Raw genomic sequence first — 18,876 nt, 5'->3', positions numbered from 1 at the left:
GGACAGGATCCGAGGCCGCGACGTCAGCGTCGGGCCCCCTCACTCCCCGCGCACCAGCCGGCGGCTCAGCGCATTGTGCCACTCGGCCAGCGCACGGACGTCCAGCGTCCGCAGGTGCCCGTCCCGCACCACGATCCGCCCGTTGATGACGCTCACGCTCACGCCGGGCGGCGCGCAGAACACCAGGGCGGCGACCGGATCGTGCAGGGCGCCGGCGACGCCAAGCCCCCGCAGGTCGAAGGCGACGCAATCGGCGGCCATGCCGACTTTCAGTGCCCCGATATCGTCGCGCCCGAGCACCCGGGCGCCGCCGAGGGTCGCGATCTCCAGGGCCTCGCGGGCCGTCATCGCTGCGGGGCCGTGACCGACGCGGGCGAGCAGCATCGCCTGGCGCGCCTCGCCGAGCAGGTGGCCGGCATCGTTCGAGGCCGAGCCGTCGACGCCGAAGCCGACGGGCACGCCCTCGCAGCGCATCCGCGGCACCGGGGCGATGCCGGAGGCGAGCCGCATGTTCGAGCACGGGCAATGCGCGACCCCGGTGCCGGTGCGGGCGAAGAGCTGGATCCCGTCCTCGTCGAGCTTGACGCAGTGGGCGTGCCAGACGTCCGGCCCGACCCAGCCGAGGTCCGCGGCGTACTCGGCCGGCGTCATCCCGAAGCGTTCGCGGCTGTAGGCGACGTCGTCCTTGTTCTCCGCGAGATGGGTGTGGAGCGACACGCCGTAGGCCCGGGCCAAAGCCGCCGCGTCCCGCATCAGCCCCGGGCTGACCGAGAAGGGCGAGCACGGCGCCACCACGATCCGGCGCATCGCGAACGGCGCCGGGTCGTGCCAGGTCTCGATCAGGCGGCGCGTGTCGGCGAGGATCGCGGCTTCGTCCTCGACCAGGGCGTCGGGCGGCAGGCCGCCGGCGCTCTCGCCGAGGCTCATCGCCCCGCGGGCCGCGTGGAAGCGCAGGCCGATCGCGTCCGCTGCCTCGATGCTGTCGTCGAGGCGGCAGCCGTTCGGATAGAGGTAGAGGTGGTCGCTCGACGTCGTGCAGCCCGACAGGATCAGTTCGGCCATCGCGGTCTGGCTCGAGATCCGCACCATCTCCGGCGTGAGCCGGGCCCAGATCGGATAGAGCGCCTTCAGCCAGCCGAACAGGTCCGCGTCCTGCGCCGCCGGCACGGCGCGAGTGAGCGACTGGTACATGTGGTGATGGGTGTTCACGAGGCCGGGCAGCAGCACGTGGCCGGCGAGGTCGATCACCGTGTCGGCGGTCTCCGGCGACGCCTCGGGCCCGCCGAGCGCGACGATCCGGTTCTCCTCGATCAGCACGAAGCCGTGGTCGATCTCGCGCCGGTCGTCGTCCATGGTGACGAGGCGGTCGGCGTTGCGCAGGAGAAGCGTGGCCATGCGGGGCTCCGGCAGGATCGGGCCGCATGCTGGGCGCGCCGGCCGGCACGGGTCAAGCCGTGCTTGACCGAGCGGCAGCCCTCGGGCACCCCCAGCGATCGAGGCAAGAGGCCGAGAGCGGAGATCCGAGCGATGTCGATGCCCAACAGCCCCGAGACCGCGAGCCCCGAGACGCCGCGCCTGACGACCCACGTGCTCGACACCGCCCATGGCCGCCCGGCCGCCGGAGTGGCGGTGCAGCTCTGGCGCCTCACCGGCGGCACGAGGGAGCAGGTCGCCCGGGCCCTCACCAACGCGGACGGGCGCTGCGACGCGCCGCTGCTCGCCGGCGCGGCGCTGGCGCCCGGCATCTACGAGATCGTCTTCGCGGTCGGCGCGTATTTCGCCGGTCAGCGCGATGCCGGCGCCGGCGATTTCCTGGACGAGGTGCCGGTGCGCTTCGTGGTCCGACCAGGCTTGGACCACTACCACGTGCCGCTGCTGATCGCGCCCTACGCCTACAGCACCTATCGCGGCAGCTGACGGGCTTCGAGCGCCGGGGCCGGATCAGGCGCCCGGCTTCTGCCAGCCGCGGCGGCGTTCGGCGAGTCCGTGCTGGCGGTAATGGAGCAGCGGGTTCACGCCCGCCCGCTCGACGTCCGGATTGGCCGAGAGGTAGCCGCGGGTGCTGAACTCGGCGGACGGGTCCCGCCCCTCGCGCCAGCCGAAATGCAGGTAATGCTCGAGGGGGTCGCAGCCTTCGGCCGCCACGTCCGGGTTCTTGCCGAGATAATAGATCGGGTCGAACCCGCCGACGAGGAAGGGCGTGGACGGCTTGCGGCTCCAGTGCGTGATGCGCCACAGCATCGGACGTTTCGAGGCTCCCTTGGGCGAAGCCGAGCGGCGCCGGTATTCCTTGACCTAGCGTTCCGTCGCTTTCCCGGGTTCAGAAAAGCTGAATCGCAGGCCCGGCGCAAGTGGACGATAGCCGGGGAACCGGCGTCCCGCCGCCTTTCGGCGTCGCCCGCCCCGGGTACTCGGCGCTGGATTGCACGAGAGGCCTCATCTCCGCCACAAGTTGCAGACTCACTGGGCCCGGGCGGCGGGGCGCGTTGCACAGGAGTCGACGATGGGACTCGTCATTCTCGATCCCCAATCGGGCACACGCGTCGAAATCGGCATTGCATCCCCCGATCAGGGGACTGGTCCCGGAGGGACGAACAGGGCAGGTAGGACGAATGTCCGGCCGGAAGGATTGCCCATGCCCCGTTACTTCTTCAACACTCACATCGGCGAGGACGTGATCACCGATCTGAACGGTGAAGAACTGCGCGATCCCGATCACGCCTGGGAGGCCTCGCGCGCGATCATCCGCGCGATGATGGACGATCCCAAGATGAGCCACAGCGGGAACCAGGACCGGCTGCTCGCCGCGAGCCTCGTGGTGACCGACGAGGCCGGCGAGGTGGTGCTGGAATTCCCCTTCGCCGAGGCCCTGGCGGGCGATGCGCCCGAAGCGCCGCGGCACGAGGAAGAGCCGCACCAGGAGGAGCCGCGGCACCACGAGGTGCCGAACGCCCATTGAGGCGTCTCCGGCCCGGGTCGGGGCCGAACGCATGACAATTGTCCGCCGCGCCCTACATAAGGAGAGGGCGCCGGGGGCGGGCCGCACACGGCGGCCCGTTCGGCCCGGCGCCCTCTCCGAGGCTGCGGCTCGCCCGCGCCTCGCAAGAGGGATGACGTCATGGCGACCCAAGACAGCACCGCGCGCGGACAGGCCGAGACCCGCGCGGCGCGGGCCCAGATGCAGGCCGAGATGGCGGCGCAGGCCTGGTCCGACCTCGCCAGTGCGGAGCGCAGCCGCGACGACAACATGGCCCGCCTCAAGGCCCTGCGTCTCGCACGCGAGGCCGAGGCGGCCGAGACGGCCGCGGCCGTCAAGGCTGCCAAGGCCGCCCCCAAGACGCGGGCGAAGAAGAAGGCTTGATCCCCGGCCGCACCGACAGGTGCGGGCGGGAAAGGGTTATGATCCCGCGCCCGGGGCGCGGGACGGATGAGCTGAGCTCTCCGAGGCGGGGCCCGAGGTGCCCCGCCCGCCCTCGAGAGGCCGCGTCCGGCGGGCGCGCTTCGACCGCGGCATGGAATCACCGGGCGATCCGGGGACGCTCCTCGGCGAGATACTGTTGCCGTTTCCCGTTGTACTTGCCGCGCCGCGGGGACGACGGCAGCACCGGTCCTGCCCAGGTCGCCAGTTTCCGGCAGCACCGGAAGGCGCACAGCGCCCACCTCGTCCCGGCGACGAGATTCCCAACACTTAGGAAAATTTTCGGAGACCTGCGACCGGGCGGTCGCGGGTCGGCTGTCGTTCTTGTGCCATCATTTCGCGATGGCCGACAATATTATGCCTGATATTCCCTTGTCTTTCGATGTATCGGCCAATTTCCCGCGATACAACGCGATACAAAACGTCAATATTTATCTGATAACCGTTACCTGAAGCAGAGGAGCGGGATATGAAGAATCGCGTCGGGATGACGGCGAAGCTGGTCATGATCGTCGCCTGCGCGATCGTCATGACGACGGCGGCGATGTGGATGACGGCGTCGCGGCAGGTCTGGCTCGACCTGCAGCGGCAGGACCAGGAACGGGCGCAGCAGAACGGTCGCACGCTCGCCCTGATCTTCGCCGGCCGGGTGCCTGGGGCGAAGGTGACCGTCGAGGCCGGGCAGGTGACGGCGGTGACTGCGCCGGCGCTGACCGACTTCGCCGACGCCTCGGTGGTCGACGAGGCCGTCACATACGTTGGCGGCAGCGCCACGGTGTTCGCCTACGATTCGGCGAAGGACGCCTTCATCCGCCGGGTGACGACGGTGCGCCGGGAGAACGGCGAGCGGGCGATCGGCACGGCCCTGGCCGCGGACAGCCCGGCGCAGGGCGCCTTGCGCCGCGGCGAGGCGTTTCGCGGCGAGGTGACGCTGTTCGGCCGCCCCTTCCAGACGATCTACCAGCCGATCCGCGACGCAAGGGGCCGCGTCAACGGCGTCCTCTATGTCGGGGTGCCGGTCGAGGAATCCTACGCGACCCACGCGACGGCGATGCGCGCCATCACCCTTGCGGCGGCGATGATCGCTCTCGTCGCCTGCCTGGTGGCGGCCCTGGTGGCCCGCCGCCTCGTGCGGCCCCTCGTCGACATCGCCGCGCGGGTGTCCGGCCTCGCCGCCGGCGACCTCGAGACTCCGATCCGCCATGCCGGGCGGGGCGACGAGATCGGTGCCGTCGCCAGGGCCGTCGAGACCCTCCGGGAGACCAGCCGGCGCGCGCTCGCCCTCGAGGAGGAGGGCCGGCTCGGGAGCGAGGCCGCGGAACGCCGGCGCACCGCGCGCGACGCGGCGGTGGCGGCCTTCCGGGGCGAGGTGGCGTCCCTGGTCGCGGCCCTCGGCCAGCGCGTCGCGGGCTTGAGCGAGCGGGCCGGCGCGATGACGGCGCAGGCGGAGGCGTCCGAGGGCGCGATCGTGGCGGCGTCCGCCCGGTCTGAGGCGGCGGCCGGCAACGTCGCCACGGTGGCGGGCGCCGCCGAGGAGCTGTCGGCCTCCGTCGGCGACATCACCGGCCAGGTCGCCCGGGCACGGGAGAGCACCGCCTCGACCCTCGTCGAGGCGCAGGCCGCGGACAGCCGGGTCGGCGAGCTGGTCCGGGCCTCGGCCCAGATCGGCGACGTCGTGGCGCTCATCGACGCCATCGCCGCGCAGACCAACCTCCTCGCGCTCAACGCGACGATCGAGGCGGCCCGGGCGGGGGCGGCGGGCCGCGGCTTCGCCGTGGTCGCCGCCGAGGTCAAGGCGCTCGCCGGTCAGACCGCCCAGGCGACCGAGGAGATCACCCGGCAGGTCGCCGGCCTGCGCGGCGCCACCGAGGAGACCGCCGCCACCCTGGCGCGCATCCGCGCCCGGATGCACCACATCGACGAGACCACCGCCGGCATCGCCGCATCGGTGACCCAGCAGGGTGCGGCGACGCAGGAGATCGCCCGCAGTGCCGGCGGGGCGGCGGAAGCCTCCCGCGCCATGGCGCGGGACTTCGCCACGGTGATCGAGGCGGCGCGCACCACGGCCGGCGCCGCCGGCACGGTCGACGCCGCCGCCCGCGAGGTCGACGGGCTGACCGCGCGACTCGACGCCGAGGTCGAGCGCTTCCTGCGGCAGGTCGCGGCGTGAGTGCTTTCCGCTTGGACGACTCTGAACAAATGGAGCGCGGGATACCCTCTCCTACACGGGAGAGGGGAGACGCGCCCTATTCTGAATAGTTTTCCGGCGTCACACCCCGATCGCCGCCTTCACCAGCTCCGGCCGCATCGGCAATTCGCGCAGGCGCACCCCCGCGGCGTTCCGGATCGCGTTGGCGAGGGCCGCGGCGGTCGGCCCTTGCGCGACCTCGCCGGCGCCGAGGAACGGCTGGCCGGGGCGGTCGATCAGGTGGACGTCGAGGCGCTCGGGGATGTCGGGGAAGCGAGCGATCGGGTAGGTGCTCCAGTCGCGGCTCGTCGGTCCCTCGGCATCGTGCGCCACCGCCTCGAACAGGCTCCAGCTCATCGCCTGGATGATCCCGCCCTCGATCTGGTCGCGGATGCCGTGCGGGTTGACGACTTGGCCCGCATCGATTGCGGCGTGCGCCCGCACCAGCCGGACCCGGCCGCTCTCCTGCGCCACCTCGACCTCGACGGCGAGCGCGCAGAAGGCCGCGAGGTTCTTGTAGCGGGCGAAGGCGAAGCCGGCGCCGCGGCCTTTCGGCAGCGTCCGGCCCCAGCCGAAGCGCCCGGCAGCCTCCTCGATCACGGCCCGCGCCCGCTCGTCGTCGAGATGGTTCAGGCGGAAGGCGACCGGATCGGCGCCGGCGGCCTCGGCCAGCTCGTCGACGAAGCTCTCGATCGAGAACACGTTCATGTAGGCGCCGAGGCTGCGCAGGGCTGAGACGCGCAGCGGCATGTCGGCGACGAAGTCGTGCGCCACCCGGGCCTTGGGGAAGCGGTAGAGCGGGATGGCGTTGCGGTCGCCGCCGCCCTCCGGCTGCGGCAGCGCCTTCGGGGGCGGAGCCGGGAAGGGTTTTTCGAGCATCCGGGCCGAGAGCAGCTGGCCGGCGCCGGGCGGGCGGGTGAGGTGGGTCGGGCTGCGCACCGCGTAGTCCCAGTCGATGATGCGTCCCTCGGGACTCAGCACCGCCGAGGCCTCGGTCAGCATCGCGCCGCCATAGGGCTCCCACAGGTGCTCCTGCTCGCGGGTGTACTGCACCCGTACCGGCCGGCCGGGGAGGGCGCGGGCCAGCAAGGCCGCGTCGCCCGCCGCATCGTCGGCGCCGTTATGGCCGTAGCAGCCCGAGCCCTCGACATGGATGCAGCGCACCTGCTCCTCGGGCAGGGACAGCATCTCGGCGAGCGCCTTGCGCAAGGGGAACATGCCCTGCGCGTGCGACCACATGGTGAGCCGGTCGCCGTCGAACTCGGCCACCGCGCAGGACGGGCCGATCGAGCCGTGCATCTGGTAGCGCCGGCGGTACTGCGCGGTGATCCGCCGGCCCGCCGGCACCGGTGCGTCGGTCCCGGCCTCGTGGATGATCGTCCGCGTCGCCGACCGGCCCGCGAGGTCGGTGAAGAGCGCGTCGGGCTCCGGCACGCTCGTGCCGCCCTGCCAGACCGCGACGCGCGCGAGCGCCCGCATCGCCGTCACGGCGGCGTATTCCCGCTCTGCCACCACCGCCACGAAGTCGCCATCGCGATGCACCCGGATCACCCCGGGACGGGCGGCGACCTCCCCCGTGTCGAGGCCGACGAGGCGGGCGCCGGGGCGCGGCGGGCGCAGGATCCGCGCATGCACCAGGCCGGGCGCCCGGATGTCCTGCACGTAGGCCGCGCCGCCCCCGACCTTGGCGGGGATGTCGACCCGCGGCAGCGGCCGGCCGACCACCGTGTAGGCCGCGGGATCCCGCAGCGCGACCGTCTCGGGCACGGCCGTATCGAGTGCGACCTCCTGGGCGATCTCACCGAGCGTGAGGCGCCGCCCGTCCGGGCCCGCGACCGCGCCGCCCTCGACCTGCAAAGCGGCGGGCGGCAGGCCGAGCCGGCGCCCGGCGGCCGCGAGCAGCAGCGCCCGCGCCGCCGCGGCGGCGTGCCGGATCGCCGTGGCCGAATCCTGCATCGAGTGACTGCCGGCGGTGTAGCCCTCGTCCGGCGTCAGCTCGGTATCGGCGGTGTGGAGGCGCAAGGCGGCGGGGTCCAGCCCCAGCTCCTCCGCCGCGACCTGGATCAGCGCCGTCTTGATCCCCTGGCCGAGCTCGGCCTTGCCGGTGAGCACCGTCACGGCGCCGTCCTCGCCGATCCGGATCCAGGCGTCGATCCGCGGCGCTTCCTCCAGGCTGCCGGGCAGGGAGGCGGCCTCGACGCGTCGCGGCAGCCCGATCCCGACGAGGAGCGCGCCGCCGACGAGCAGGGTCCGGCGGGTGAGGGCGGTCACGGCGTCGCCCCCGTGGTGGCGGGCTCGCCGGCCGCGCGCCGCACGGCGGCGAGGATCCGCATATGGGTGCCGCAGCGGCAGAGATTGAAGCGCATGGCGTCGCGGATCTCGGCCTCGCTCGGATGCGGGACCGCGCGCAGCAGGGCGTGGGCCCGCATCACCATGCCGGCGATGCAGTAGCCGCACTGCGCCGCGTTCTCGGCGATGAAGGCGGCCTGGAGCGGACCTGGATTCTCCGGGCTTCCGAGCCCCTCGACGGTGGTGACGGACCGGCCCTCCAGCACGCCGATCGGGGTGAGGCAGGACAGGACCGCGCGGCCCTCGACCTCGACCGTGCAGGCGCCGCACTGGCCCAGCCCGCAGCCGAACTTGGCGCCGTTGAGCCCGAGCTCGTCGCGCAGCACGTAGAGGAGCGGGGTCTCGGGCGCCGCCTCGACCGCCTGGGTGCGGCCGTTCACCGTCAGGGTGGGCATCGGTGCCTCCTCCTCAATGCCCCGCCTCGGCCCGGGCGCCGGGACGGGGGGCGTCGCGCATCAGCTCCCGCACCGTCGCGTCGAGATTCGGCCACGGCCCGTCGGGGCTGAACCGGGCGCGCAGGTAGGCGGCGAGGTTGGTGACTTGAGCGGGTGTCAGCATCGCCCCGTAGGCCGGCATGATCGGCCCCGGCGCGTGCTCCCGAGGCGCGATGCCGTCGCGCAGGAGCAGGATCAGGTTGCGCGGGTCGGGCGCCCGCAAGGTGGTGCGGTGGCCGAGCGAGGGCGTGGTGTAGGGCACGCCGCCGGCGGCGCCCCCGCCGCTCTCGTGGCAGGTCGCGCAGGCGCCCGCATAGGTCGCGGCGCCCCGGGCGAGGGCGGGATCGTCACTCGCGACAGCCCGATCGACCGGGCCGGTGCGGCTGCCGGCGGGGCCGGGGCCGTAGAGCGTCGCGACGTAGGACGCGAGCGCCCGGATCTCGCCTGCCGGAACGGCTTTGTGGGCGTCGACGACCGGGCGCATCGGCCCGGCGGCCCCGCCATGTTGCGGATCCCACTCGGCGAGGTAGCGGGCGAGGCTGTCCCTGTCCCAGGCGAGCGGCGCGGGGGAGGAGCGGTCGAGGGGCGGCACCCACCAGCCGTCGGCCTCGCCCCCGGAATAGGCCTTCGATCGCACCTCGGCGCCGAGGAGGTTGCGCGGGCTGTGGCAGGCGCCGCAATGGCTCAGGGCTTCGGCGAGGTAGGCGCCGCGATGCCACTCCGCGTCGCGCTGCGGATTCGCCGGGGTCTTGGCTGGGATATTGGCCGGGATCTTGGCCGGGATATTGGGAGCTTGCGCGAAGAGCAGCTTCCAGCCGGCGAGGAGCGGGCGCCAGGAGAGCGGGAAGGGGAGGGCGTTGGCCGTCGCCTCCTGCCGCACCGGCTCCCGGGTCATCGTGAAGGCGTAGAGGGCGGCGATGTCCGGATCGGTCAGGGCGGCATAGTGGGTGTAGGGGAAGGCCGGGTAGAGATGGCGCCCCTCGGCATCGACGCCCTCGCGCATCGCCCGGGTGAAGGCGGCGAGGGAGTAGCGGCCGATGCCCGTCTCCGGATCCGGCGTGATGTTGGTGGCGTAGATCGTGCCGAACGGCGTGCCGATGCCGCGGCCGCCCGCGTAGGGCCGGCCGCCCTCCGCAGTGTGGCAGGAGGCGCAGTAGCCGAGCGACGCGAGCACCGCGCCCGTGCGGACCAGCTCCGGCGCGGTCTCGGCCGTCGTCGCACCGCCCGGCGCGAGGGCGGGGCGCCAGGAAGCGGCCGCGAACCCTGCGGCGGCTAGGACGAGTGCACCCCCCAGCCAGGCGGCGATCCGGCGACGTCCCACCAACCGGCTCCTCCCGCCGCGCGAACCCCGACCCTGCGAAGGCTCGCACCCTCGGCGGCGAGACAACCGGTGCTTCCCGCCACGGTTCCGGCGGACCCCTCCGTGCACGCAGGCCTACCTTCCTCCAAGCCTGCCGTCCTCCAAGCCTGCCTCCCGCACAGTCTTGCCGCAATCCCGCGAAACAGTGATATCGTCCGACCGGCGGAGCGACGCCGGTTTGGCTTGGCCGTATCGGTCGAGCGGCGGAGCTTCCGCATGGTTCGACCCCGAGCGGACGGTCTCCCGCCCGCCCGCTTCCGCCGTTCCCCCGGTCCCGTTCTTGCTGATCCCGCGGGGCCGACGGGCGATCCGTCCCGGGATCGTTTCGGATGCGGCTCAACCGCACGAGACCGACGCCGCATGGCCCAGCAGAGTTTCCAGGCCCGCCTCGGGCCACCGTCGATGAGCGCCGACGACGCGGCCTGCCGGGCCTGCTGCGGCCAGATGCGTGCGCATTGGCAGGAGCGCCCCCACGCCCGCCTGATGGTGGTGGCCTCGACCCCAGTGGTCGAGGCGTTCGGCGGCGGCGTCGAGACCCGCTACCTCTGCCTCGAATGCGGGCACACCCTGATGCACTCGACCGGCCGGTTCGGCCAAGGATGGCATTGAGGCAAGGTTGGCATTGACGGGCTCGACCCCGGTGGGCGAAGGCCGGCCTGTCCGGGGAGCCGTGTCCGATGCCTCACGCGATCGTCACCAATACCGAGCGGCCCGACCTCGTGCCCGTCACCGCGCGCTGGCGCTGGGAGGCCTTCCAGCAGGGCCGGGGCCGCAGCCTCCCGGAGGTGACCGCGGCCGAAGCCGTGGGCGCCGCCTCCGCCTCGCTGCCCCGCACCTTCGTGCTCCTGGTCGACGGCGAGCCCGTCGGCATGGCGAGCCTCGCCGCCCACGACCTCGACACGCGACCCGACCTGAGGCCCTGGCTCGCCGGCGTCTTCGTGGCGCCCCACGCCCGGGGCCGCGGTCACGCCGTCCGGCTGGTCGCGGCGGTGGAGGCGGAGGCGGTCGCCCGCGGGATCCCGACCCTGTGGCTCTACACGCGCAGCGCGGAGGGGCTCTACGCCCGGATCGGCTGGCGGACGGTCGAGATGGTGTCGTATCGGGAGAAAGTGTACGCGTTGATGCGGCGGGATTTGTCGGGTTCTCTAGGATAGACTTCGTGCAGGCCCTCCCACCCGCGACCTCATCCCGAGGTGCGAGTGAAACGAGCCTCGAAGGAGGCCTCCGTCGAGGCCAACCGACCTTCGGTCGGCCGGCACCTCAGGATAAGGTCGCGGGTAGGGGCCCCCTGTCGGCCGGAGGCAGGATGCCCTCAGAACCGCCCCGCCAGCGTCAACCGCACGGCCGTCGGCTCGACCGGGTGGAAGTGCCGGTCGGCGACGCCCGCCGCCTCCCCGGGCAGGCGCGATTCGTAATAGTAGGTGATCTGGTCGGCCCGGGCATTCGTCAGGTTGAGCACGTCGAGGGCGAGGCTCACGCCGGTGTCGAAGGCGTAGCCGATCCGGCCGTTGAGCAGGGCCGTCGGCTTCGAGCGCACCGAGTTGTCCTCGATCAGGGGCCGCGGCCCGAAGTAGCGGAAGCGCAAGGTCCCGAACCAGCCCTGGCCCTCGCCGAAGCTGACGCCCGCCGAGGCGATGGCGGTCGGCGCCTCCGGCACCCGCCGGCCGATCGGGTCGCGGTCGGCGAAGCGGGCATTGGTGAGGGTCAGGTCGCCCTCCAGCCGCAGCCAGGGCGTGACGGCGTAGTGGTTGCTCCACTCGATGCCGAAGCGCCGCGTCGGCCGGCTCGGTTCGGTGGTGCCGGTATCGCCCTGGAACAGGTTCTCGGAGGCGAAGTCGAGGCGGAACAGGGCGAGGCTGGTCTCGAGCCCGGCGATCGAGCGGTTGCGGATGCCGACCTCGTAGCCGGTCGAGGGCACGAGGAACGGCGAGCGGGCGATGGTGAACAGCGGGCTCGCCGGATCGACCGTCGCCGTCACGCCGCGGGCGTCGTTCGAGTGGAAGCCGCCGCCGTAATTCAGGTAGATCTCGGTGTCCGCCCATGGCCCGAACACCGCGCCGAGCTTCGGATTGACGATGCCGTCGCGGGCTTTGCCCGAATTCGCCGGCGTGTCGGAGCGGACGTCGGCGTAATAGCCGTCGGCCCGGAAGCCGACGCTGGTGCGCAGCCAGTCGGTCCAGCGCACCCGGTTCTCGTAAGTGAAGGCGGCGCTCGCCTCCAGCACCCGGTCGGCGAGCACCGTCGAGCGGTATTGCCGGGCGGTGGTGTTGAACAGGCCGACCCGGATGTCGTCGGTGCGGGTCTGCACGCCGATCTCGTTCTCCACGGCGAACCCGAACAGGTCGCCCTGGAACGTCCGGGAGATTTCGCCGCCGCCGAGCACCCGGGCGTCGCGCTGGCGGAACTGGTCGCCGTTGACCGGATCGTTGAGGAAATACGTGAAGTCGTTCCAGAGGTTCATCTGGTAGCGGACCAGGTAGGCCGAGGCCCGGGTGGTGCCGCCGGCATCCGACTGGCTCCAGCGCCCCGAGAGCGAGAACCGCCCGGTATCGCCGCCATCGGTCGGATCGAGGGTGCCGTAGCGGCCGATGATTCCCTCCGCCACCGCCCGCTCGGGGATCTGGTTGGTGGCGTTCCACCTGGCCCAGTAGGCCATGCCGGTGACGGCGAATCCGTCGGTCGCGGTGCCCTGGCTGTAGCGGGCGACGCCGTTGAGCTTGCCGAGCCGGTCCGGCACCGCCCAGGGCCCGTCATAGGTCTGCGCCTCGCCGGCGACGAGCAGGGTGCCGGCGCCGAGGGGCACGGAGGCCGCCGAGAGCCCGCGCCTGAAGCCGAAGCTGCCCAGCGTGGTCAGCGCGATGTTGCGGTCGAGCGTGTCGAGGTAGTCGATCCGCACCGAGCCGGCGGAGGCGAAGTCGCCGTCGCGGACGAAGTAGGGGCCTTTGTGGAACTCCACCGCGCCGACGAGCTCGGGGATCAGGAAGTTGAGGTCGGCGTAGCCCTGGCCGTGGGCGTGGGTGCGCATGTTCACCGGCATGCCGTCGACGTGGATGGCGATGTCGGTGCCGTGGTCGAGGTTGAAGCCGCGCAGGAAGAACTGGTTGGCTTTGCCCTCGCCGGAATGCTGGGTGACGATCAGGCCCGGCACCGCCTCCAGCACCTCGCCCGGGCGGGTGACGGGCAGGCTGTTGAGGACGGCCCCACTGACGATGCCGGCGCTCGCCGACTCGACTGGGCGCAAGGCGCCGCCGATGCCGGTGACGCCGCCGGGATAGCTGGCGCTGGCCGCGCCCGGAGTGCCGGTCACTGGCGCTTTCACCTCGATCTGGTCGAGGGGGATGTCGTCCTGGGCGAGGGCGGGGACTGGCAGGCTCGCGGCGAGCGCCGCGAGGAGTGGAAGACGGGAGACAGGCACGGGCGAGCCTTCATGGGCTGTGGCACGTCACCGTGGAGGCACCGGCACACCCCGGCCGGCGCGTCCCACATGTGACCACGGCTGACGGCAGGTCTTCATCCCTACCAAGTCTCCTGGCTTACGGGTCTCCGCCCCCCATCGTCTTCCCGGGCGCTGACACCCAGTGACATCGGTGATGGAGGCCTCGCCGCTCACAGTTGCGGGGGCAGCCGCGGCTTCTCGGCACCGCGTTCCCTTTTGATCCCCTGGGGGAACCGTCCCGTCGAGGTGTAGGCGCGGACGGGGCGGGCGCCAACGTGGCCCGCGCCGATTTGTCGGGCGTGTTGCCGGTTGTCGACGGGAAACCGCGCGGGATCCCGCGTCGGCGCGGCGCCGTCGCCTCAATCCGCCAGCGGCCGGGCCTCTTCCGGCAGCATGATCGGGATGCCGTCGCGGATCGGGTAGGCGAGCTTGGCCGAGCGGCTGATCAGCTCCTGGCGCGCCGAATCGTAGTCGAGCCGCTCCTTGGTCAGGGGGCAGACCAGGAGTTCGAGCAGCTTCGGGTCGATGCGGGTGGCCTCGAAGGAGGCGGGGGAATCGCTCACGGGTGGTCCTTCCGAATGGGTCCGGCGGCTCTCTAGCCCAAAGCGCCGCCTATTGCAGCGTCGGCTCGGCTCCCGAGGCCCGCACCAGCTCCATCTCGGTCACGGCGATCAGCACCTCGGCCCGGGTCTTGAGGTCGGGCGCCTCCAGCATCGCCTGCTTCTCGCGCGGGCCGAACGGGCTCATCATGCAGAGCGCATTCACCAGGGCCTCGTTCGGCGCCTCCTCGATCCCGGCCCAGTCGACCTTGAGGTCGTTGGCCTCGACGAAATCGCGAAGCGCCTTCAGCACCCCGGCGCGGTCCACCGCCTCCTCGCCGGCGCGGGCGTGGAAGTCGCTCTCGAACGGCGCGAAGGTGACCCTGCAGCGGCGGAAGCCCATGGCGTTCGGCAACTCCTCCTCGATCCGGAACCGGGCGATGCCGGTGAGCGAGATCAGGTAGCGGCCGTCGCCGGTCTCGGCGAACTGGGTGACGCGGCCGGCGCAGCCGATCCGGAACAGCTTCGGCGAGAGCGGGGCCTCGCCGGATTCGGAATCCGGCTGGATCATGCCGATCACGCGGTCGGTGCGCAGGGCCTCGTCGATCATCGCGAGGTAGCGCGGCTCGAAGATGTTGAGCGGCATCTGGCCCCGCGGCAGCAGCAGAGCCCCGGGGAGGGGAAAGACCGGGATCTCGGTCGGGCAGTCGGCCGGCCCCTTGTAGGCGACGTTCATGCTCATCGGCGTCGCTCCCGCGCGGATCGGAGGGGTGTCCCGGGCTCCGTCGTCTCGGGCCCGGGATCACAGCGTGCCATCTAGGGCGCCGCTCTCCGGCGTGGATACCTGTCCGGCGTAATGCCGCGCCCGGGATGCACTTCGCGACGCAGTTCGCGACGCATCCCGGCCGGCCTCACGAGAACATCAGGGTCGACAGCTTGCGCCGGCCGCGGATGGTCATCGGGTCCATCGGTCCCCAGGCCTCGAACAGCTGGAGCAGCTGCTTGCGGGCGCCGTCGTCGTTCCAGGACCGGTCGCGGCGGACGATCTCGATCAGCTGGTCGACCGCCTCCTGCTGCTGGCCCTTGGCGTTGAGGCCGAGCGCGAGGTCGAACCGGGCCTGGTAATCAGCGGGGTCGGCCTCGATCCGGCGCTGGAAGCCGGCGAGGTCGCCGAGCGACGCCGCCTGCTCGGCGAGCTCGATCGCGGCCTTCACGGCGGCGATGGCCGGGTCCTTGGCGGCCTCGGGCGGCGCGGCCTCGATGAAGCGGCGGGCGCCCTCGAGGTCGTCGGCATCGAGGTGGAGGCGGGCGAGGGCCGCGATGGCGCCGGCATGACCCGGCTCCTGGCCGAGCACCGCGGCGTAGATCTCGGCGGCGGCCTGGGTGTCGCCGGCCTCGGCGGCGGCTTGCGCCTCCGCCATCGCATCCTCGATCGCCGTCGGGCCCACCGGGCCGACCAGGCGCTCGATGAAGGCCTTGATCTGCGCCTCGGGGAGCGCCCCCATGAAGCCGTCGACCGGCTGGCCGCGCTGGAACGCGATCACCGCCGGGATCGACTGGATGCCGAGCTGGCCGGCGATCTGGGGATGCTCGTCGATGTTCATCTTGACGAGCTTCACCTTGCCGCCGGCGTCCTTGACGGCCTTCTCGATGATCGGGGTGAGCTGCTTGCACGGCCCGCACCAGGGCGCCCAGAAATCGACCAGCACCGGCTGCTGCAGGGATTCCTGCATCACGTCCTGGCGGAAGGTCGCGGTGGTGGTGTCCTTGATCAGGGCGCCCGCGGGGGGCTGGCCGGCCGCGGGAGTGTCGGTGAGCATCGATGACCTCGGGAGAACGGCCTTCACGTCGCGGGCCTGCACGGCCCGCCGATCAGATGGGGTAGACCGGCCGCCCCGGCCAGGGCAAGGCGCGGAAAGCCCGAAAAAGCACGGGAAATCAGCAAAGCCGGACGCGCCCTCGGGGCTGCGTCCGGCTCGGTCCTCACGCCGCCGCCGGCGCCGCCTGGCGCATCCGGCCGATCATCAGCGACATCAGCGCGGCCATCACGGCGGTCAGCCCGGCGGCCAGGAACGCCTCGAGGTAGCGGCCCTCCGAGGCGCGCACCAGGCCGGCGCCGAAGGCGGCGGTGGCGGCACCGAGCTGGTGGCCGGCGGCGATCCAGCCGAACACGATCGGGGCGTCGCGCTCGCCGAAGGCCTCGTTGGCGAGCCGCACCGTCGGCGGCACCGTGGCGATCCAGTCGAGGCCGTAGAACACCGCGAAGATCGACAGGCTGTAGAACGAGAAGTCGGTGAAGGGCAGGGCCATCAGCGACAGGCCGCGCAGGCCGTAATAGACGAACAGGAGCTTGCGCGGGTCGTAGCGGTCGGTGAGCCAGCCCGAGCCGGTGGTGCCGATGAGGTCGAACACGCCCATCAGCGCGAGCAGCCCCGCGGCCCGCACCTCCGGGATGCCCTGGTCGGCGCAGAACGAGATCAGGTGGGTGCCGACCAGCCCGTTGGTGGTGAGCCCGCAGATGAAGAACGTGCCGAACAGGAGCCAGAAGTCGCCCTTGGCGCTCGCCCGCACCAGCCCGTCGATCGCCGCCTTGAACGGATTGGCGCGCCGGGGCGGCTCGGAGACGGTGCCCGGCGCCGCGCCGTAGGGGGTGAGGCCGATGTCGGAGGGCCGCTCCGGCAGGAGCCAGGCGACGACCGGAATCAGCGCCGCGATCGCGCAGGCGACGGTCAGCACCACCGGCTGCCAGCCGCCGGCTTGCGCGATCGCCGCGAGGCCGGGCAGGAAGACCAGCGTGCCGGTGGCGGTGCTGGCGGTCAGCAGCCCCATGAACAGGCCGCGGCGCACGGCGAACCAGCGGTTCACCACGGTGGCGCCGAGCACGATGGCGACGCAGCCGCTGCCGAGGCCCGACAGCACGCCCCAGGTGGCGATGAGGTGCCAGGGCTCGCTCATCAGCGCGCTCAGCGCGGTCGAGGCCGCCATCAGGGCGAGGGCGCAGAGCAGCGTGCGGCGGATGCCGAAGCTCTGCATTAGGGCCGCCGCGAACGGCCCGACGAGGCCGTAGAGGAAGATGCCGAGCCCGGCGGCGAAGGAGGTGGTGCCGCGGCTCCAGCCGAAGGCCTGCTCGAGCGGCAGGATCAGCACGCCGGGCGAGGCCCGCAGGCCCGCCGCCGCGAGCAGGCACAGGAAGATCACGCCCACCACCACGAAGGCGTAGTTCTGGCCGAAGGGCCGCGGTCTCGGAGCGGCAGGGGAGGCGAGGCCCCGCGGCGACACGGTCGAACTCATGCTGGGACATCCTCCCCGAATCGTGCTACGACGTTACGTACCAGTCAGTAACATCGTCAAGGGTGAAAGCATGGCGGAGGGGCATGACGGCAGCGCACCCGTCCGGGCCGGCGACCGGATCCGGGCGGCCGCCCGCGAGCTGTTCTACGACCGCGGCTTTCGCGGCGTCGGCGTCGACGAGATCGTGGCCCGGGCCGGGGTGACGAAGCCGAGCCTGTATCGCGGCTTCGCCTCGAAGGACGCGCTCGTCGTCGCCTGCCTGGAGGATTACGACCTGCGCCTGCGCTCCCGCCTCGACGAGGCGCTGGCGGCCCATCCGGACGATCCGCAGGCCGGCCTCGTGGCCTTCGTCGACGGCATCGCGACGCGCAGCGCCCGGCCGGGATTTCGCGGCTGCGGCCTCTCCAACGCCGTGGCCGAGTATCCGGAGGCGGATCATCCCGTCCGCGCGGCGGCGCGGGAGGGCAGGCGCGCGCTCCATGCCCGCCTCGCCGAGGTCGCCGGTACGATCGGCGCCGAGGCGCCCGAGCGTCTCGCCGACGCCATGCTGCTCCTCGTCGAGGGCGCCTTCGCCTGCGGGCAGATCTTCGGCCCCGATGGGCCGAACCGCTCGCTGTCCGGCGCCGCCGAGGTCCTGATCGCCGCGAGCCGGGCCGGAGCGTCAGCATCGCGCGCCGCACCATAGAATTCCGTCAATAAATCGGGGGGCGGCGGCAGCACGGCCTTGATTCCGTCGCCATGATCGGTCGATACGCGAGAGTTGACGCCGATCGCGGCCCATCGCCTCTTAGGCAGCGTCCGGGCCGCGACCCCCGTGGAGTAGAGCGTATGACCCTCGTACGACGTTTCCAGGTCGCGCCGGCGCTGGTCCGCCTGATCCGCAAGGAGCGCGGCTCCTCCCGCATCACCGAAGGGTACTTCCCGCCCCAATCCGGCCGGACCTCGTTCGTGCGCGTCGATGGCGGCCAGTGCCACCTCGTGCTCGTCACCTCCGACGGCGGCGCCTCCAGCGAGGAGCGCACCGAGGTGCCGCGCGCCCACGGCGACGCGCTCCTCGACGTCTGCGCCGGCCGCGCCGCCTACGACCGCACGCAGGTGGCCCTCGGCAACGGCCGCGACGCCCTGATCGACCGCTACGTCGCCCCGGGCAACGTCGACGTCGTCACGGTGGTGTTCGACAATCCCGACGAGGCCAACGGATTCCCGGCGCCGCCGTGGTTCGGCCCCGAGGTCACGACAGACGCGGCCTATGAGGGCCGCAGCATCGCGCTCCAGGGCGTGCCGCAGCCCGGCGAGATCGCCCTGTCCAACGCCGCCCTCGACGCGGTGCTCGACCTGATCGAGCCGCGCTACGGCTTCGGCCGCTACGCCGCGCCGAGCCGCAACGGCGAGGAGACCGGGGTGGTCAACGCGCTCCGCCGCATCGCGACGCCGCCGCAGCCCGAACCGACGCCGCCGCCCCCGCCGCCGGAGCCCGAGCCCGTCCACGAGGCGCCGCCCCCGCCGCCCCAGGCCGAAGCCGCCCCCGAGCCGCCGCCCCCGCCGGAGCAGCACCCGGATACCCGCATCGACGACGTGATCGAGAGCCTGTCCCAGGCGCTCGGCGCCGCGGTGCCGGGCGGGGATGCCGCCCGCGACGACGGTACCCCGGCCTTCGAGCGCTGGACCGTGCGCCCGCGCCGGACCCAGCCGACCCCCTGAGGGCGGCGAACCGCCCTCGACCGTGACGCGATGTCGATCGATCCCGGGTGCCGCCACGGCGGAGCCCGGGATTTTTCATGTCCGGTGAGCGCGAGAGGTCGCGAGGAAGCGCGGCCGCACGGTTGAACGGCCTCCCGTAATCCGTCGGCCGCTTGACGCC

At 72.5% G+C, this 18,876-nt stretch carries 18 protein-coding genes and 1 riboswitch; of the genes, 8 read left to right on the top strand and 10 right to left on the bottom strand.

Annotation, left to right across the window (positions count from 1 at the left end; genetic code table 11):
- Positions 1-39: 39 nt before the first annotated feature.
- On the bottom strand, positions 40-1,395 hold the full coding sequence (locus DK412_RS28710) for an 8-oxoguanine deaminase (RefSeq protein ID WP_109974765.1): 1,356 nt from the start codon (positions 1,393-1,395) through the stop codon (positions 40-42).
- A gap of 138 nt (positions 1,396-1,533) precedes the next feature.
- Between DK412_RS28710 and uraH the strand changes: the two genes are divergently transcribed.
- Positions 1,534-1,917, top strand: coding sequence for a hydroxyisourate hydrolase (gene uraH, locus DK412_RS28705; protein WP_109975555.1), 384 nt, complete (start codon positions 1,534-1,536; stop codon positions 1,915-1,917).
- Between the two features lie 24 nt (positions 1,918-1,941).
- Here the strand turns inward: uraH and DK412_RS28700 are convergent, their stop codons facing one another.
- The gene (locus tag DK412_RS28700) at positions 1,942-2,241 is read right to left on the bottom strand and encodes a hypothetical protein (RefSeq protein ID WP_109974764.1); all 300 of its coding nucleotides are present in this window, start codon (positions 2,239-2,241) and stop codon (positions 1,942-1,944) included.
- Between the two features lie 394 nt (positions 2,242-2,635).
- Here DK412_RS28700 and DK412_RS28695 point away from each other — a divergent pair, with 394 nt between their 5' ends.
- The 3 genes from DK412_RS28695 to DK412_RS28685 all read left to right on the top strand — a co-directional run bounded on the left by DK412_RS28695 (position 2,636) and on the right by DK412_RS28685 (position 5,588).
- Positions 2,636-2,959 carry a hypothetical protein gene (locus tag DK412_RS28695; protein WP_109974763.1) on the top strand — a complete coding sequence of 108 codons (324 nt, stop codon included), beginning with the start codon at positions 2,636-2,638 and terminating at the stop codon, positions 2,957-2,959.
- 159 nt (positions 2,960-3,118) lie between these two features.
- The gene (locus tag DK412_RS28690) at positions 3,119-3,361 is read left to right on the top strand and encodes a hypothetical protein (protein ID WP_093566815.1); all 243 of its coding nucleotides are present in this window, start codon (positions 3,119-3,121) and stop codon (positions 3,359-3,361) included.
- 526 nt (positions 3,362-3,887) lie between these two features.
- The gene (locus tag DK412_RS28685; protein ID WP_109974762.1) at positions 3,888-5,588 is read left to right on the top strand and encodes a methyl-accepting chemotaxis protein; all 1,701 of its coding nucleotides are present in this window, start codon (positions 3,888-3,890) and stop codon (positions 5,586-5,588) included.
- Positions 5,589-5,687: 99 nt separating this feature from the next.
- On the opposite strand, the gene DK412_RS28680 is transcribed toward DK412_RS28685, so the two are convergent.
- Genes DK412_RS28680 through DK412_RS28670 form a run of 3 tightly spaced genes read right to left on the bottom strand, consistent with a single transcriptional unit; the run spans position 5,688 to position 9,710 of the window.
- Positions 5,688-7,877 carry a molybdopterin cofactor-binding domain-containing protein gene (locus DK412_RS28680; protein ID WP_109974761.1) on the bottom strand — a complete coding sequence of 730 codons (2,190 nt, stop codon included), beginning with the start codon at positions 7,875-7,877 and terminating at the stop codon, positions 5,688-5,690.
- Positions 7,874-8,350, bottom strand: coding sequence for a (2Fe-2S)-binding protein (locus tag DK412_RS28675; RefSeq protein ID WP_109974760.1), 477 nt, complete (start codon positions 8,348-8,350; stop codon positions 7,874-7,876). Before DK412_RS28675 ends, DK412_RS28680 begins: the two co-directional genes overlap by 4 nt.
- A gap of 13 nt (positions 8,351-8,363) precedes the next feature.
- Positions 8,364-9,710 carry a cytochrome c gene (locus tag DK412_RS28670; RefSeq protein ID WP_245447338.1) on the bottom strand — a complete coding sequence of 449 codons (1,347 nt, stop codon included), beginning with the start codon at positions 9,708-9,710 and terminating at the stop codon, positions 8,364-8,366.
- A gap of 399 nt (positions 9,711-10,109) precedes the next feature.
- Between DK412_RS28670 and DK412_RS28665 the strand changes: the two genes are divergently transcribed.
- Together DK412_RS28665 and DK412_RS28660 are read left to right on the top strand one after the other, a co-directional pair.
- Complete coding sequence (locus DK412_RS28665) at positions 10,110-10,358, top strand: hypothetical protein (protein WP_245447337.1); 249 nt, start codon at positions 10,110-10,112, stop codon at positions 10,356-10,358.
- Between the two features lie 68 nt (positions 10,359-10,426).
- On the top strand, positions 10,427-10,903 hold the full coding sequence (locus tag DK412_RS28660; RefSeq protein ID WP_109974759.1) for a GNAT family N-acetyltransferase: 477 nt from the start codon (positions 10,427-10,429) through the stop codon (positions 10,901-10,903).
- A gap of 158 nt (positions 10,904-11,061) precedes the next feature.
- Here DK412_RS28660 and DK412_RS28655 read toward each other — a convergent pair whose 3' ends face one another.
- From DK412_RS28655 to DK412_RS28635, 5 genes are all read right to left on the bottom strand, one after another.
- Positions 11,062-13,089 (bottom strand): TonB-dependent receptor, encoded by a 2,028-nt coding sequence (locus tag DK412_RS28655; protein ID WP_245571997.1) that lies wholly within the window; start codon positions 13,087-13,089, stop codon positions 11,062-11,064.
- Positions 13,090-13,269: 180 nt separating this feature from the next.
- A riboswitch (cobalamin riboswitch) is annotated at positions 13,270-13,418 on the bottom strand.
- 126 nt (positions 13,419-13,544) lie between these two features.
- A complete protein-coding gene (locus DK412_RS28650) occupies positions 13,545-13,748 on the bottom strand; it encodes a Trm112 family protein (RefSeq protein ID WP_093566809.1) in 204 nt (67 codons plus the stop codon).
- Positions 13,749-13,797: 49 nt separating this feature from the next.
- Entirely contained in the window at positions 13,798-14,466 is a 669-nt protein-coding gene (locus tag DK412_RS28645) for an LON peptidase substrate-binding domain-containing protein (protein ID WP_109974758.1), read from the bottom strand.
- A gap of 169 nt (positions 14,467-14,635) precedes the next feature.
- Complete coding sequence (gene trxA / locus DK412_RS28640) at positions 14,636-15,544, bottom strand: thioredoxin (protein WP_109974757.1); 909 nt, start codon at positions 15,542-15,544, stop codon at positions 14,636-14,638.
- A gap of 163 nt (positions 15,545-15,707) precedes the next feature.
- Entirely contained in the window at positions 15,708-17,015 is a 1,308-nt protein-coding gene (locus DK412_RS28635) for an MFS transporter (RefSeq protein ID WP_109974756.1), read from the bottom strand.
- 70 nt (positions 17,016-17,085) lie between these two features.
- On the opposite strand from DK412_RS28635, the gene DK412_RS28630 reads away from it, so the two are divergent.
- Positions 17,086-17,700: a TetR/AcrR family transcriptional regulator gene (locus DK412_RS28630; protein ID WP_109974755.1), complete on the top strand. Its 615-nt coding sequence runs from the start codon at positions 17,086-17,088 to the stop codon at positions 17,698-17,700.
- 143 nt (positions 17,701-17,843) lie between these two features.
- A complete protein-coding gene (locus tag DK412_RS28625) occupies positions 17,844-18,716 on the top strand; it encodes a hypothetical protein (RefSeq protein WP_109974754.1) in 873 nt (290 codons plus the stop codon).
- Positions 18,717-18,876 lie beyond the last annotated feature (160 nt).

Origin of the sequence: Methylobacterium sp. 17Sr1-1 (assembly GCF_003173775.1) — a bacterium.
Classification (GTDB): domain Bacteria; phylum Pseudomonadota; class Alphaproteobacteria; order Rhizobiales; family Beijerinckiaceae; genus Methylobacterium.
Note: the sequence above shows the minus strand (reverse complement) of the source record. Positions and strands in the feature narration are given on the sequence as shown.

What these genes read in the sequence shown, in the direction of transcription:
- DK412_RS28700 (WP_109974764.1), bottom strand. Translation starts at nt 2,241, where the DNA reads ATGCTGTGGCGCATCACGCACTGGAGCCGCAAGCCGTCCACGCCCTTC.
- DK412_RS28625 (WP_109974754.1), top strand. Translation starts at nt 17,844, where the DNA reads ATGACCCTCGTACGACGTTTCCAGGTCGCGCCGGCGCTGGTCCGCCTG.
- DK412_RS28660 (WP_109974759.1), top strand. Translation starts at nt 10,427, where the DNA reads ATGCCTCACGCGATCGTCACCAATACCGAGCGGCCCGACCTCGTGCCC.
- DK412_RS28690 (WP_093566815.1), top strand. Translation starts at nt 3,119, where the DNA reads ATGGCGACCCAAGACAGCACCGCGCGCGGACAGGCCGAGACCCGCGCG.
- DK412_RS28685 (WP_109974762.1), top strand. Translation starts at nt 3,888, where the DNA reads ATGAAGAATCGCGTCGGGATGACGGCGAAGCTGGTCATGATCGTCGCC.
- trxA (WP_109974757.1), bottom strand. Translation starts at nt 15,544, where the DNA reads ATGCTCACCGACACTCCCGCGGCCGGCCAGCCCCCCGCGGGCGCCCTG.
- DK412_RS28675 (WP_109974760.1), bottom strand. Translation starts at nt 8,350, where the DNA reads ATGCCCACCCTGACGGTGAACGGCCGCACCCAGGCGGTCGAGGCGGCG.
- uraH (WP_109975555.1), top strand. Translation starts at nt 1,534, where the DNA reads ATGCCCAACAGCCCCGAGACCGCGAGCCCCGAGACGCCGCGCCTGACG.
- DK412_RS28665 (WP_245447337.1), top strand. Translation starts at nt 10,110, where the DNA reads ATGGCCCAGCAGAGTTTCCAGGCCCGCCTCGGGCCACCGTCGATGAGC.
- DK412_RS28695 (WP_109974763.1), top strand. Translation starts at nt 2,636, where the DNA reads ATGCCCCGTTACTTCTTCAACACTCACATCGGCGAGGACGTGATCACC.
- DK412_RS28710 (WP_109974765.1), bottom strand. Translation starts at nt 1,395, where the DNA reads ATGGCCACGCTTCTCCTGCGCAACGCCGACCGCCTCGTCACCATGGAC.
- DK412_RS28635 (WP_109974756.1), bottom strand. Translation starts at nt 17,015, where the DNA reads ATGAGTTCGACCGTGTCGCCGCGGGGCCTCGCCTCCCCTGCCGCTCCG.
- DK412_RS28630 (WP_109974755.1), top strand. Translation starts at nt 17,086, where the DNA reads ATGGCGGAGGGGCATGACGGCAGCGCACCCGTCCGGGCCGGCGACCGG.
- DK412_RS28645 (WP_109974758.1), bottom strand. Translation starts at nt 14,466, where the DNA reads ATGAGCATGAACGTCGCCTACAAGGGGCCGGCCGACTGCCCGACCGAG.